Raw genomic sequence first — 13,624 nt, forward strand, 5'->3', positions numbered from 1 at the left:
GGGCGCCGGTCGCCAGTTCGCGCATCAGGGCGTGCAGGGGCGCGTCGAGGTTGTTCGGCACCTGGAAGGCGAACGTCCCGCCGGGTGCGAGCGCGTCCAGCCAGGCCGGAAAGGCGTCGAGGTGCCCCTCGACCCAGTGGAGGGCTGCGTTGGAGACGATCAGGTCGTACGTCTCGGAGGGCGCCCAGGCCGAGACGTACGACCTGATCGTCTCCAACGCAGCCCTCCACTGGGTCGAGGGGCACCTCGACGCCTTTCCGGCCTGGCTGGACGCGCTCGCACCCGGCGGGACGTTCGCCTTCCAGGTGCCGAACAACCTCGACGCGCCCCTGCACGCCCTGATGCGCGAACTGGCGACCGGCGCCCGCTGGAAAGGCCGCCTCGGCGACGTACCGCGCGGCGACGACTCCGTCCACGCCCCCCTCGTCTACCTCGACCACCTCGCCCGGCTCGGCTGCGAGACCGACGTGTGGGAGACGACGTACCTGCACGTCCTCCAGGGCGAGGACCCGGTACTGGACTGGGCCAAGGGAACCGGCCTGCGTCCTGTCCTCACCGCCCTCGCGGACGACCCGGAGGCCCGGGACGCGTTCGTCACCGAGTACCGCGACCTCCTGCGCACGGCGTACCCGCCGGAGCCGTACGGCACGGTGCTGCCCTTCCAGCGGCTGTTCGCCGTGGCGCGGAAGGGTGACTGAGGGAGGGGCGGAGCCATTGGCATTGTCTGCCGGCGCGATCACTCGTTCGGATGATCAGGTGAGAAGCGGCCGCACCAGGCGTTTCGCCTCCGTAGCGTTCGGGTGTCGCTTGTGCCGCAGTGGCGCCCGCGCCCACACTGAAGGAGGAGGTGCTTCTTGATGACCGCTCTCGCGCATGAGGTGATCCCGGTGGTGACGAACGAGTCGGTCTCGGTCGACGAGATCCTCTGGGAGACCTGGAAGGCCATGGAGCTCCCCGAGGGCTACCGCGCCGAGATCATCGAGGGAGCCATCGAGGTGTCGCCAACAGGCCGCCGTCGCCATGCCGTACTCATCAGCCGCACGCGGCGTGCCCTGGAAGCCCACCTGTCAGGCGGAGAGTACGTCACGCACCAGGACGCCAATGTGATCCACCGGCGCAAGTCCTGGATCCCCGATCTCTTCCTCGGACCCGAGGATCTCGACGAGATTCCTGACGAGGAAGGTCTCGGCGTCGACGCGGCAGGTGTTCCCATGGTCATTGAGGTCGTCTCACCCGGCGCGCGGAGCATCGAGCGCGACCGAGTGCGCAAACGCCGCGAATACGCCCGCGCCGGGATCGCCACCTATGTGATCATCGACGACTTCGACGGCGACGGCGCCGTACTCGTCCTCACCGCGCCGAACCGCAAGAAGGCCACCTACGAGGACGAGCACCGAGTCCCCTACGGCACCGATGCCGTCATCCCCAGTGGCCCCGCCAAGGGCTTCCTCATCGACGAGGCGATCACCCGGGCCTGATGCCTGATGTATGCCCGAGGGGCGCCCGCCCCCTGAGCCTCGAAGCCGGGCTCAAGCCTTCCGCCGCCCTATCAGGTGCGGCTTCGCCTCCATCCCGTCCAGTCCGTGCCACGCCAGGTTCACCAGGTGGGCCGCCACCTCCGCCTTGCGCGGGCGGCGCACGTCCAGCCACCACTGGCCCGTGAGGGCGACCATGCCGACCAGGGCCTGCGCGTACAGCGGGGCCAGTTTCGGGTCGAAGCCCCGGCTCTTGAACTCGCGGCCCAGGATGTCCTCCACCTGGGTGGCGATGTCCGAGATGAGGGACGCGAAGGAACCCGTCGACTGGGGGATCGGGGAGTCGCGGACCAGGATGCGGAAACCGTCCGTGTACTCCTCGATGTAGTCGAGGAGGGCGAAGGCGGCCTGTTCGCACAGTTCGCGTGGGTGGCCGGCCGTCAGCGAGCTCGTCACCATGTCCAGCAGGCGCCGCATCTCGCGGTCGACCACCACCGCGTACAGGCCCTCCTTGCCGCCGAAGTGCTCGTACACCACCGGCTTGGAGACGCCGGCCTTCGCCGCGATCTCCTCCACCGACGTGGCCTCGAAGCCCTTCGCGGCGAAAAGCGTGCGGCCGATCTCCAGCAACTGGGCCCGTCGCTCGGCACCCGTCATCCGGGTGCGGCGGGGGCGCCGCGGTTTCTCATTGCTCGGAATGCTGCTGGAGTCGGTCACCACGCCGTCAATCATGCCGCCTTCGCCGGCTCCTTCCGGCGCCGAGAGCCGTCCAGGTCCGTGTTTCGACGGGAATCGATACGCGAGCGTGACGGCCAGCGCACGTCATAGGCCCAGCCGAGCTTCTCGAACCAGCGGATCAGCCGCGCCGAGGAATCGATCTGGCCGCGCATCACCCCGTGCCGCGCCGACGTCGGGTCGGCGTGGTGCAGGTTGTGCCAGGACTCGCCGCAGGACAGGACGGCCAGCCACCACACGTTCCCGGAGCGGTCCCGCGACTTGAACGGACGCTTGCCCACCGCGTGGCAGATCGAGTTGATCGACCACGTGACGTGATGGAGCAGGCAGACCCGGACCAGCGAGCCCCAGAAGACGCCCGTGAACGCGCCCCACCAGGACATCGTCGCCAGACCGCCGATCACCGCGGGCAGCGTCAGCGACAGCATCGCCCACCAGATGAACTGACGGGAGATCCGCCGGATGTCCGGGTCCTTGATCAGATCGGGCGCGTACTTGTCCTGCGGCGTCTGCTCCTCGTCGAACATCCACTCGATGTGCGCCCACCACAGGCCCCGCACCAGCGCCGGGACCGTCTCGCCGAACCGCCACGGCGAATGCGGGTCGCCCTCCGCGTCCGAGAACTTGTGGTGCTTGCGATGGTCGGCCACCCAGCGCACCAGCGGACCCTCCACCGCCATCGAACCGGCGATGGCGAGAGCGATGCGCAGCGGACGCTTCGCCTTGAAGGCGCCGTGCGTGAAATAGCGGTGGAAGCCGATCGTGATGCCGTGACAGCCCAGGTAGTAGAAGAAGACCAGCAGACCCAGGTCCAGCCAGCTCACCCCCCAGCCCCACGCCAGCGGCACCGCCGCCAGCACCGCGAGGAACGGGACGGTGATGAAGAGGAGAAGCGTGATCTGTTCGAGCGAACGCTTCTGTTCGCCACCCAGCGTGGCCGAGGGAAGTGGGATGTCGCCGGCTGTCGTCCCGGCGTCTTCGATCGCTTCGGAAGGTGAGGTGGTCATGCGTGTCCCCTGGGGGGTGGTGGGTCTAGGCAGATACCGGGGTACGGAATCCGAGGGCGCCTTCGGATCCGGACACCCTACGGTTGCGTAACCTACGGCGTCGTAAGTATGGCAGCGCGTCGCCCGGCGGCAAGAGCCCAAAATTCTGCGCGTCCTCCCCGACACCTATCCTTGAGTCGGTCGGACAGCGCGGTCCGCTCACCTTTCTTTCCGGATGCCCAGCCCCTATGCCGCCCGACAGCCGGTTCCGGCGCGGCCAGCCCGCCCGGACAACGGCCGGACACCCTCCCGCCGAGACTCCACACTGCAAGGAGCCGCACCTGTGAGCAGTGCCGACGACCTTCGCCAGAACGACCTGGCCGCCACCACGACCAGCAGTGAGCTGCGCGCCGACATCCGACGCCTGGGCGACCTGCTCGGCGAGACCCTCGTCCGCCAGGAGGGGCCTGAGCTGCTGGAACTCGTGGAGAAGGTCCGCCGCCTGACCCGCGAGGACGGTGTCGCCGCCGCCGAACTGCTGCGCGGCATCGAACTGGAGACCGCCGCCAAGCTCGTCCGCGCCTTCTCCACCTACTTCCACCTCGCCAACGTCACCGAGCAGGTCCACCGGGGCCGCGAACTGCGCGCCAGGCGCGCCGCCGAGGGCGGCCTCCTCGCCCGCACGGCCGACCGCCTCAAGGACGCCGACCCCGACCACCTGAACGCCACGGTCAGGAACCTCAACGTTCGCCCGGTCTTCACCGCCCACCCCACGGAGGCGGCCAGGCGTTCGGTCCTCAACAAGCTGCGCCGCATCGCCGCCCTGCTGGAGACCCCCGTCATCGAGTCGGACCGGCGCCGCTACGACACCCGTCTGGCCGAGAACATCGACCTCGTCTGGCAGACCGACGAACTGCGCGTCGTACGCCCCGAACCGGCCGACGAGGCCCGCAACGCCATCTACTACCTCGACGAACTGCACGCCGGCGCCGTCGGGGACGTACTCGAAGACCTCACCGCCGAACTCGAACGCGTCGGGGTCAAGCTCCCCGACGACACCCGGCCCCTCACCTTCGGCACCTGGATCGGCGGCGACCGCGACGGCAACCCCAACGTGACCCCGCAGGTCACCTGGGACGTCCTGATCCTCCAGCACGAGCACGGCATCAACGACGCGCTCGAACTGATCGACGAACTGCGCGGCTTCCTCTCCAACTCCATTCGCTACACCGGAGCCACCGAGGAACTCCTCGACTCCCTCCGCGCCGACATCGAACTGCTGCCCGAGATCAGCCCCCGCTACAAGCGCCTCAACGCCGAGGAGCCCTACCGGCTCAAGGCGACCTGCATCCGGCAGAAGCTCGAGAACACCAAGCAGCGCCTGGCCAAGGGCACCCCGCACGCGCCGGGCCGCGACTACCTCGGCACCGGCCAGTTCCTCGCGGACCTCACCCTCATCCAGACCTCCCTGCGCGAACACCGCGGCGGCCTCTTCGCCGACGGCCGCCTCGACCGTACGATCCGCACCCTCGCCGCCTTCGGCCTCCAGCTCGCCACCATGGACGTACGCGAACACGCCGACGCCCACCACCACACCCTCGGCCAGCTCTTCGACCGGCTCGGCGAGGAGTCCTGGCGGTACGAGGACATGCCCCGCGAGTACCGCAACAAGCTCCTCGCGAAGGAACTCCGGTCCCGCAGGCCGCTGGCCCCCACCCCGGCCCCCCTCGACGCGGCCGGCACCAAGACGCTCGGCGTGTTCGAGACCGTCAAGAAGGCCCTCGCCGTCTTCGGACCCGAGGTCATCGAGTCGTACATCATCTCGATGTGCCAGGGCTCCGACGACGTCTTCGCGGCGGCGGTGCTCGCCCGCGAGGCCGGACTCATCGACCTGCACGCCGGCTGGGCCAAGATCGGCATCGTGCCGCTGCTGGAGACCACCGACGAACTCAAGGCCGCCGACACGATCCTGGAGGACATGCTCTCCGACCCGTCGTACCGGCGCCTCGTCGCGCTGCGCGGCGACGTCCAGGAGGTCATGCTCGGCTACTCGGACTCCTCCAAGTTCGGCGGCATCACCACCAGCCAGTGGGAGATCCACCGCGCCCAGCGCCGCCTGCGCGACGTCGCCCACCGGTACGGCGTACGCCTCCGGCTCTTCCACGGCCGCGGCGGCACCGTCGGCCGCGGCGGCGGCCCCTCGCACGACGCGATCCTCGCCCAGCCCTGGGGCACCCTGGAGGGCGAGATCAAGGTGACCGAACAGGGCGAGGTGATCTCCGACAAGTACCTGGTCCCCTCGCTCGCCCGCGAGAACCTCGAACTGACGGTCGCCGCCACCCTCCAGGCCTCCGCCCTGCACACCTCGCCCCGCCAGTCCGACGAGTCCCTGGCCCGCTGGGACGCGGCCATGGACCTGGTCTCCGACGCGGCCCACGCGGCCTACCGCAGGCTTGTCGAGGACCCGGACCTCCCCTCGTACTTCTTCGCCGCCACCCCCGTCGACCAGCTCGCCGACCTGCACCTCGGCTCCCGCCCGTCCCGCCGCCCCGACTCCGGCGCCGGCCTCGACGGACTGCGCGCCATCCCATGGGTCTTCGGCTGGACCCAGTCACGGCAGATCGTGCCGGGCTGGTTCGGCGTGGGATCGGGCCTGAAGGCGCTGCGCGAAGCAGGCCTGGACACGGTCCTGGACGAGATGCACGGACAGTGGCACTTCTTCCGGAACTTCATCTCCAACGTCGAGATGACCCTCGCCAAGACCGACCTGCGCATCGCCCAGCACTACGTCGACACCCTCGTCCCCGCCGAACTCAAGCACGTGTTCGACACCATCCGCGCGGAACACGAACTGACGGTCCGCGAGGTCCTCCGCGTCACCGGCGAGGACAAGCTCCTCGACGCCAACCCGGTCCTCCAGCAGACCTTCACCATCCGCGACGCCTACCTGGACCCGATCTCCTACCTCCAGGTAACCCTCCTCAAGCGCCAACGCGACGCGGCGGCAGCAGGAGCGGACCCCGACCCCCTCCTCGCCCGAGCCCTGCTCCTCACGGTCAACGGGGTGGCGGCGGGCCTGCGCAACACCGGCTGACCCGAACGGCCGGACACGAATGAGGGTGCCCTCGTAGGCGGACATATGGTCACGCGTACGAGGGCACCGTCATGTCCGTCGGTTCCGTCATGTCCTGCACAACGCCATCCATGCCGCCGTCACCACGGCCAGCCCGCTTCCGGCCAGCGCCCACCCCGTACGCCTCAGCCCCAGCCCGCCCGCCACCACCACCGAGGCGAGCAGCAGCGCGCCGCCCAGCGGCACCCACGCGTACAGGAAACCGGCCGTCCCCGAGCGCACGACATCGCGGCTGCCCGGCTTCACGATCACGGCGTACGTCTCGCCCTCCTTGACCCCGACCGGTTGGTCCAGCACGACCCGGTCCCGGGCCTGTGACCCCACCGACACCGGCCGGTACGGCCCCGTGCAGACGCCGTCCTCGCACTCCGAGACCGTCATCGTGCCCTGCTCGCGACCCTTGCTGAGCATCACGTGCTGAGCCGTCCCCCAGGACGCCCACACACCCGCGATCAGGATCAGCGCGGTGACCGTACCCATCGCGGCGAACCGGCCCAGGCGCCCCAGATGCCCGAGCCGCAGGACGGCGGGGGCGGGCTTGCGCCGGTGGGCGGTGGCTGGCATGGCCGGGATCATTGGTCATGGTCCTGCGATCGGTCAAGCCCCGGTCCAAGGCTTGACCTCAGAATAGTAAGCGCGCATACTAATTACATGATGAACATCGGCACCGCGCAGATCACCTCGACCGCCGCCCCGTCCGCCTTCTTCGCCCGCTGGGCCGACATGGCGACCTGGCCGGAATGGAACGCCGACACCGAATGGGTCCGCCTCGACGGCCTCTTCGAGACCGGGGCGACAGGCGTCCTGAAGCCCAAGGGCGGCCCCAGAACGAAGTTCGTCGTCGCCGAGCTCACCGACGACCGGTTCATCGATGTCTCCAGCCTCGCCGGAGCACGTCTGACGTTCAGCCACTTCGTGGAGAGCACCCCGGAAGGCGGCACGAAGGTGCGGGTGACCGTCACCCTGGCCGGGCCGCTGTCCCGCCTGTGGAATCTGATCCTCGGCAAGGGCATCAAGGAGACGCTCCAGCGAGACCTGGAGAGCCTGAAGGCGGTGGCCGAGGCTTCCTCCGTCGAGGGCCTCGCGTCCGGGAGCCCGGCGTGAAGTACTGGCTGGGCGTCGTCTGCCGCGACCACGTGCGGCGCGGCACGAAGGCGGGCATCGTCCAGCTGGGCCACGGCAAGCGCCCCGGCCTCGCCCGGCTGAGCCCCGGCGACCGGCTCGTCTACTACTCACCGCGCACGAGCCTGCGGGACGGTGAGCCGCTCCAGGCGTTCACCGCGATCGGCGAGATCACCGACGACGAGATCTGGCAGGCCGACGAAGGCGACTTCCGGCCCTGGCGCCGACGGGCCCGCTATGCGGAGCACGCGACGGAGGTACCCATCCGCCGATTCGACGGTTCCCTGGACCTGACCTCCGCCGCGAACTGGGGCCACCAGCTGCGACGCGGCCTGGTGGAGCTGACCGAGGACGACTTCCGCCGTATCCGCTCCGCCATGGAGGCCATGTGACCCCGCGCGACCTCGACACCGCGTTCACCGACGCCGACGACAGCCCCGGACTGCTCCTGTGGCAGGTCACCAACCGCTGGCAGGCGGCCATCCGCCTCACCCTCAAGCCCTACGGACTCACCCACGTCCAGTTCGTCCTCCTCGCGGCCCTGACGTGGCTCGGATCCGAAGGGCCCGTGACACAGAAGGCGCTCGCGGACCAGGCTGCCTCCGACCCGATGATGACCTCCCAGGTCCTGCGCGCTCTGGAGGGCCGCGGCCTGGTCGAGCGCCGCCCGCACCCGCAGGACGGCCGGGCACGGGCGCTCGCCGTGACGGAGGAGGGGCGCGCGCTGGCGAACCGCGCCGTGGTCGCGGTCGAGGCCTGCGACGCCGAGTTCTTCGGAACCCTGGAGGAACAGACCGGCGCGTTCACCCGGGCGCTGCGGCGCCTCAGGACGGCATCGACGCAGGAGTGACCCCGCCGGCGCCTCGACGGAGCCGGGCTCAGGAGTTGTAAGCCCCCTGCGCCCGCTCCAACCCCTCCGTCACCAGCGACTCCACCGCGTCCGTCGCCCGGTCCACGAAGTAGTCCAGTTCCTTGCGTTCCGTCGACGAGAAGTCCTTCAGGACGAAATCGGCCACCTGCATACGGCCCGGGGGGCGGCCGATGCCGAAGCGGACCCGGTGGTAGTCCGCGCCCATCGCCTTCGTCATCGACTTCAGGCCGTTGTGGCCGTTGTCGCCGCCGCCCAGCTTCAGCCGCAGCACGCCGTAGTCGATGTCCAGCTCGTCGTGGACCGCCACGACACGGTCCAGCGGAACCTTGTAGAACTCGCGCAGCGCGTTCACCGGGCCGCCCGACAGGTTCATGTACGACGTCGGCTTCGCCAGGATGACGCGACGGTTCGCCGGTCCCGGCGGGCCGATGCGGCCCTCGACGACCTGGGCCTGCGCCTTTCCGGCCCGCTTGAACTTCCCGCCGATCCGCTCCGCCAGCAGGTCGGCCACCATGAACCCCACGTTGTGGCGGTTCATCGCGTACTCCGGCCCAGGATTGCCGAGCCCCACGATCAGCCAGGGGCCGCCCGCGTCGGTCGTCACGTCCATCACTCCTTAGATACGGCGTCGGCCGCCGCTCCCGGTGGGAACGGCGGCCGACGAAAGAGGGCTCCGGGGAAATCAGGCCTCGGTGGCCGCGTCCTCGGCGGGGGCTTCCTCGGCCTGGGCGGCCAGGACCTGGAGGACGACCGCGTCCTCGTCGATCGCCAGCGTGGTGCCCTTGGGCAGCGGGATGTCCTTGGCGAGGATGGAGGCACCGGCCTCCAGGCCCGCGATGGACACGGTGACCGACTCGGGGATGTGCGTGGCCTCGGCCTCGACGGTCAGCGTGCTGAGCACGTGCTCCAGCAGGTACGCGCCCGGCGCCAGCTCGCCCTCGGTGTGGACGTAGACCTCGACGGTGACCTTCTCGCCGCTCTTCACGGTGAGCAGGTCGACGTGCTCCAGGAAGCCCTTCAGCGGGTCACGCTGCACGGCCTTCGGGATCGCCAGCGCGGTGCGGCCCTCGATGTCCAGGGTGAGCAGGACGTTCGGGGTACGCAGGGCGAGCTGGAGCTCGTGGCCCGGCAGCGTGATGTGGATCGGGGCGGCGCCGTGGCCGTAGACGACCGCGGGAACCTTGGCCTCGCGGCGGATGCGGCGGGCGGCGCCCTTGCCGAACTCGGTGCGGGTCTCGGCGGTGAGCTTTACGTCGGACATGCTGAGCACTCCTCGTACGGGTGAGAGACGGACAGGTCACCCGGCCACGAAACGGCCTGCTACGAAGAGCGCGTCGATAACGGATCACCGGCCCGTGGACGACACGGACACGGCCTCCCTCGCCGAGCAACTCCAACAGAGTACAAGGCGGGGGAGGCCGCAGAAAAGTTGATCATGCAGAAGCGATTCAGCAGATCCTGTGAATATGAAATCCGCAGGTGGGAGACCGGTGGAAGACCGATGGGAGATCGATAGAAGACCTGCTGACCTCACTCGCTCCTAGTGCTCGTCGAACAGGCTCGTGACCGAACCGTCCTCGAACACCTCACGCACCGCACTCGCGATCGTCGGCGCGATCGACAGGACCGTGATCTTGTCCAGATCCACGCTCAGCTCACCCGGCGTCGGCAGCGTGTCCGTGAACACGAACTCGCTCACCCGGGAGTTCTTCAGCCGGTCCGCCGCCGGACCCGACAGCACACCGTGCGTCGCCGTCACGATGACGTCCTCCGCGCCGTGCGCGAACAGCGCGTCAGCGGCGGCGCAGATCGTGCCACCGGTGTCGATCATGTCGTCGACGAGAACACAGACACGACCCTTGACCTCACCCACGACCTCGTGGACGGTCACCTGGTTCGCCACGTCCTTGTCGCGCCGCTTGTGCACGATCGCCAGCGGCGCGCCCAGACGGTCGCACCAGCGGTCGGCCACACGCACCCGGCCCGCGTCCGGCGACACGACCGTCAGCTTGCTCCGGTCCACCTTCTCGCCCACGTAGTCCGCGAGCAGCGGAAGCGCGAAGAGGTGATCGACCGGGCCGTCGAAGAAGCCCTGGATCTGGTCCGTGTGCAGATCCACCGTCAGGATGCGGTCCGCGCCCGCCGTCGCCATCAGATCCGCGACCAGACGCGCCGAGATCGGTTCACGCCCACGGTGCTTCTTGTCCTGCCGCGCGTAACCGTAGAACGGCACGATCACGGTGATCGAACGGGCCGACGCGCGCTTCAGCGCGTCGATCATGATCAGCTGCTCCATGATCCACTGGTTGATCGGAGCGGTGTGGCTCTGGATCACAAAGCAGTCCGCGCCACGCGCCGACTCCTCGTAACGGACGTAGATCTCACCGTTCGCGAAGTCGAAGGCCTTCGTCGGGACAACCCCGACCCCCAACTGCTGGGCGACCTCCTTGGCAAGCTCGGGGTGGGCGCGTCCGGAGAAGAACATCATCTTCTTCTTCTCGCGGGTCGTCTTCTTCCCGGTCACAGCACTGTCTCCTCGGAGGTGTCTCAGCCGTGATCAGGCATGGGAGGCCTGCTCAGCTGGGGGGTGTGCGGGTGTGCATCTATCACGGTAGCCCGACTCGGACCGGACTGTTTCCGGTCAGCTTTCGCCGGCCGGCTCCCGGGACGCCGCCTCGGCGGCCCTCGCCGACGCGCTCCCCGGACGCTTACGGGCCACCCAGCCCTCGATATTCCGCTGCTGGCCACGGGCCACGGCCAACGAACCGGGCGGTACGTCCTTCGTGATCACCGACCCGGCCGCGGTGTAGGCACCGTCCCCGACCGTGACAGGCGCCACAAACATGTTGTCCGAACCCGTCTTGCAGTGCGACCCGACGACGGTGTGATGCTTGTCCTGCCCGTCGTAGTTCACGAACACACTCGCGGCACCGATGTTCGTGAACTCACCGATCGTCGCGTCGCCGACATACGACAGATGCGGCACCTTGGTCCCCTCGCCGATCGACGTGTTCTTCGTCTCGACGTACGTACCGATCTTGGACTGTGTGCCGAGCCGCGTCCCGGGCCGCAGATAGGCGTACGGCCCCACGAGCGCCCGGTCCCCCACCACGGCACCGTCGGCGACGGTGTTGTCGACCCGCGCCCCCGCACCCACCCGGGTGTCCTTCAGCCGGGAGTTGGGCCCGACCTCGGCACCCTCGGCGAGATGCGTGGCGCCCTGGAGCAGGGTGTTCGGGTGGACGACCGCGTCCTGCTCGAAAGTGACCGTCACATCGACCCACGTACTGGCCGGATCGATCACACTCACCCCGGCGAGCATCGCCTCCGTCAGCAGCCGGTCGTTGAGGATCCGACGCGCCTCGGCAAGCTGTACGCGGTTGTTGATCCCGGCGATCTCCCGGTGGTCGGCGGCCACACATGCCCCGACCCGGTGCCCGGCCTCACGCAGGATCCCGAGTACGTCGGTGAGGTACTCCTCGCCCTGGCTGTTGTCCGTACGCACCTTCCCCAGCGCGTCCGCGAGCAACTGCCCGTCGAAGGCGAACACACCGGAGTTGATCTCACGGATCGCCCGCTGCGACTCGGTCGCGTCCTTGTGCTCCACGATCGCCATCACCGAGCCCGACGCCCCGTCCCGCACGATCCGCCCGTACCCGGTCGCGTCCGGCACCTCGGCGGTCAGCACGGTCACGGCGTTCCCGTCGCCCGCGTGGGTGGCGGCCAGCGCGCGCAGCGTCGCCCCGGTGAGCAGCGGGGTGTCACCGCAGACGACGACGACAGTCCCGTCGACACCCCCGCCCAGCTCCTCCAGCCCCATGCGCACGGCGTGACCGGTGCCGTTCTGCCGCGCCTGGAACGCGGTACGGATACCGGCGTCGGCCTCCGTCAGATGCGCGGTGACCTGCTCACGGGCGTGCCCCACGACGACGACCAGGTTCTCGGGGTCCAACTCACCTGCGGCGGCGAGCACATGACCCACCAGCGAACGGCCACAGAGCTCGTGCAGGACCTTGGGTGTGGCCGACTTCATACGGGTGCCCTCACCCGCTGCGAGTACGACGACGGCGGCGGGGCGATTGGCGCTCACGGGTGGTGCCCTTCGGCTGCGGAGGGGGGTGGGGTGGACATCCGCAGGATACCGGGGTGTTTCGTGGGCGACATGAGTAAGGGTCCTGACCGTGCTGTCAGGACCCGAACCGAGCGTTGCTCCCCCGCCAGGACTCGAACCCGGACAGATGGCACCAAAAGCCACAGTGCTGCCAATTACACCACAGGGGAATAATTCGACTGAGCCGGACATTTGGTCAGGCCGCCGAATTGGCACCCACCACTATGCCGTACCACCGGCCCTCGACGCGACGGTGTAGATCGGTCGGGAGGCGCGGTGTGGTGTAGGCCAGTCGTCGAAACTCGCCGGAAAAGCGGGGGGTGGCGCCCGTAGGCTGGACGCATGACCGATACGGGGGAAGACCACAGGGAGGCCCTGGCCGGGCCGTTGTGGTGGGCCCGGTGGCGTGGTGCGGCGCTTGACGTGGGGCTCGCGGTGCTGTCGGCGGGGGAGTGCGCGGCCGAGGGGGTCCAGTTCGCCAGGAACGCGGGGATCCCGTTGGTGGCGGGGGTCGTGTTCGGGGTTGTCGCCGGGTCGCTGCTGGTGTTGCGGCGGCCGTGGCCGATCGCCGTCGTGCTGGTGTCCATCGCTGTCGCGCCCGCCCAGATGGGCTTTCTGATGGGCGTCGTCGGGCTGTACACGCTCGCCGCCTCCGAGCTGCCCCGGCGGATCATCGGGGCGCTGGCGGGGATGGCGATGGTGGGGACGCTGATCGTGACGTTCGTACGGTCGCATCAGGGTGTGGCGGACGGTGGACTGAAGATCGGGGACTGGCTGGTTCCCGTCGTCGCCATCACCACGTCGCTGGCCGTGACCGCGCCGCCGGTGCTGCTCGGGCTGTACGTGGGTGCCCGGCGGCGCCTGATGGAGAGCCTTCGGGAGCGGGCCGACAGTCTGGAGCGGGAGCTCCAGCTGCTGGCCGAGCGGGCCGAGGAGCGCGCGGAGTGGGCGCGGAACGAGGAGCGGACACGGATCGCCCGCGAGATGCACGACGTCGTCGCCCACCGGGTGAGCCTGATGGTCGTGCACGCGGCGGCGCTTCAGGCGGTCGCGCGCAAGGATCCCGAGAAGGCGGTGCGCAATGCCGCCCTTGTGGGGGACATGGGGCGGCAGGCGTTGACCGAGTTGCGGGAGATGCTCGGGGTGCTGCGGTCGGGCGAGGGGCTGGCGCGGCGGGTGCAGGGGGTGCCG

The 13,624-nt window shown here is 69.3% G+C and carries 14 protein-coding genes, 1 tRNA gene and 1 pseudogene; 7 read left to right on the top strand and 9 right to left on the bottom strand.

All coding sequences use genetic code 11. From position 1 onward, the window contains the following. The coding region (locus tag AOK08_RS43035; RefSeq protein WP_338400131.1) for a methyltransferase domain-containing protein at positions 1-217 on the bottom strand (217 nt) is incomplete at its 3' end. Between AOK08_RS43035 and AOK08_RS11395 the strand changes: the two are divergent. After that, positions 192-698 (top strand): annotated as a pseudogene (locus AOK08_RS11395) (class I SAM-dependent methyltransferase); the annotation flags it as partial. The gene AOK08_RS43035 and the pseudogene AOK08_RS11395 sit on opposite strands and share 26 nt — an antisense overlap. Before the next feature lie 159 nt (positions 699-857). After that, entirely contained in the window at positions 858-1,478 is a 621-nt protein-coding gene (locus AOK08_RS11400) for a Uma2 family endonuclease (RefSeq protein WP_055525377.1), read from the top strand. A gap of 51 nt (positions 1,479-1,529) precedes the next feature. On the opposite strand, the gene AOK08_RS11405 is transcribed toward AOK08_RS11400, so the two are convergent. After that, on the bottom strand, positions 1,530-2,207 hold the full coding sequence (locus AOK08_RS11405) for a TetR/AcrR family transcriptional regulator (protein WP_055525378.1): 678 nt from the start codon (positions 2,205-2,207) through the stop codon (positions 1,530-1,532). Then, on the bottom strand, positions 2,204-3,217 hold the full coding sequence (locus tag AOK08_RS11410; RefSeq protein WP_055525379.1) for an acyl-CoA desaturase: 1,014 nt from the start codon (positions 3,215-3,217) through the stop codon (positions 2,204-2,206). Before AOK08_RS11410 ends, AOK08_RS11405 begins: the two co-directional genes overlap by 4 nt. Positions 3,218-3,539: 322 nt before the next feature. Between AOK08_RS11410 and ppc the strand changes: the two genes are divergently transcribed. Beyond that, positions 3,540-6,290, top strand: a complete 2,751-nt coding sequence (gene ppc, locus AOK08_RS11415) for a phosphoenolpyruvate carboxylase (protein WP_055525380.1) — start codon at positions 3,540-3,542, stop codon at positions 6,288-6,290. Positions 6,291-6,377: 87 nt separating this feature from the next. On the opposite strand, the gene AOK08_RS11420 is transcribed toward ppc, so the two are convergent. Next, positions 6,378-6,893: a hypothetical protein gene (locus tag AOK08_RS11420; protein WP_241826917.1), complete on the bottom strand. Its 516-nt coding sequence runs from the start codon at positions 6,891-6,893 to the stop codon at positions 6,378-6,380. An 87-nt stretch (positions 6,894-6,980) separates the two neighbouring features. On the opposite strand from AOK08_RS11420, the gene AOK08_RS11425 reads away from it, so the two are divergent. Genes AOK08_RS11425 through AOK08_RS11435 form a run of 3 tightly spaced genes read left to right on the top strand, consistent with a single transcriptional unit; the run spans position 6,981 to position 8,301 of the window. Further along, entirely contained in the window at positions 6,981-7,433 is a 453-nt protein-coding gene (locus tag AOK08_RS11425) for an SRPBCC family protein (protein WP_055525382.1), read from the top strand. Next, on the top strand, positions 7,430-7,843 hold the full coding sequence (locus AOK08_RS11430; protein WP_055525383.1) for an EVE domain-containing protein: 414 nt from the start codon (positions 7,430-7,432) through the stop codon (positions 7,841-7,843). The genes AOK08_RS11425 and AOK08_RS11430 overlap by 4 nt, the downstream gene beginning before the upstream one ends. Next, the gene (locus AOK08_RS11435) at positions 7,840-8,301 is read left to right on the top strand and encodes a MarR family winged helix-turn-helix transcriptional regulator (RefSeq protein ID WP_055525384.1); all 462 of its coding nucleotides are present in this window, start codon (positions 7,840-7,842) and stop codon (positions 8,299-8,301) included. Before AOK08_RS11430 ends, AOK08_RS11435 begins: the two co-directional genes overlap by 4 nt. 28 nt (positions 8,302-8,329) lie before the next feature. On the opposite strand, the gene pth is transcribed toward AOK08_RS11435, so the two are convergent. From pth to AOK08_RS11460, 5 genes are all read right to left on the bottom strand, one after another. Beyond that, positions 8,330-8,932 carry an aminoacyl-tRNA hydrolase gene (pth, locus tag AOK08_RS11440; protein ID WP_055525385.1) on the bottom strand — a complete coding sequence of 201 codons (603 nt, stop codon included), beginning with the start codon at positions 8,930-8,932 and terminating at the stop codon, positions 8,330-8,332. A 72-nt stretch (positions 8,933-9,004) separates the two neighbouring features. Next, positions 9,005-9,583 carry a 50S ribosomal protein L25/general stress protein Ctc gene (locus AOK08_RS11445; RefSeq protein WP_055525386.1) on the bottom strand — a complete coding sequence of 193 codons (579 nt, stop codon included), beginning with the start codon at positions 9,581-9,583 and terminating at the stop codon, positions 9,005-9,007. A gap of 279 nt (positions 9,584-9,862) precedes the next feature. Continuing rightward, the gene (locus AOK08_RS11450; protein ID WP_055525387.1) at positions 9,863-10,846 is read right to left on the bottom strand and encodes a ribose-phosphate diphosphokinase; all 984 of its coding nucleotides are present in this window, start codon (positions 10,844-10,846) and stop codon (positions 9,863-9,865) included. A 117-nt stretch (positions 10,847-10,963) separates the two neighbouring features. After that, positions 10,964-12,412: a bifunctional UDP-N-acetylglucosamine diphosphorylase/glucosamine-1-phosphate N-acetyltransferase GlmU gene (gene glmU / locus AOK08_RS11455; protein WP_055525388.1), complete on the bottom strand. Its 1,449-nt coding sequence runs from the start codon at positions 12,410-12,412 to the stop codon at positions 10,964-10,966. Positions 12,413-12,531: 119 nt separating this feature from the next. Further along, positions 12,532-12,603, bottom strand: a tRNA-Gln gene (locus AOK08_RS11460). Between the two features lie 172 nt (positions 12,604-12,775). Here AOK08_RS11460 and AOK08_RS11465 point away from each other — a divergent pair. After that, positions 12,776-13,624 (top strand): sensor histidine kinase (locus AOK08_RS11465; RefSeq protein WP_241826918.1); only part of this gene is annotated, 849 nt, incomplete at its 3' end.

Origin of the sequence: Streptomyces graminilatus (genome assembly GCF_001418565.1) — a bacterium.
GTDB lineage: Bacteria > Actinomycetota > Actinomycetes > Streptomycetales > Streptomycetaceae > Streptomyces > Streptomyces graminilatus.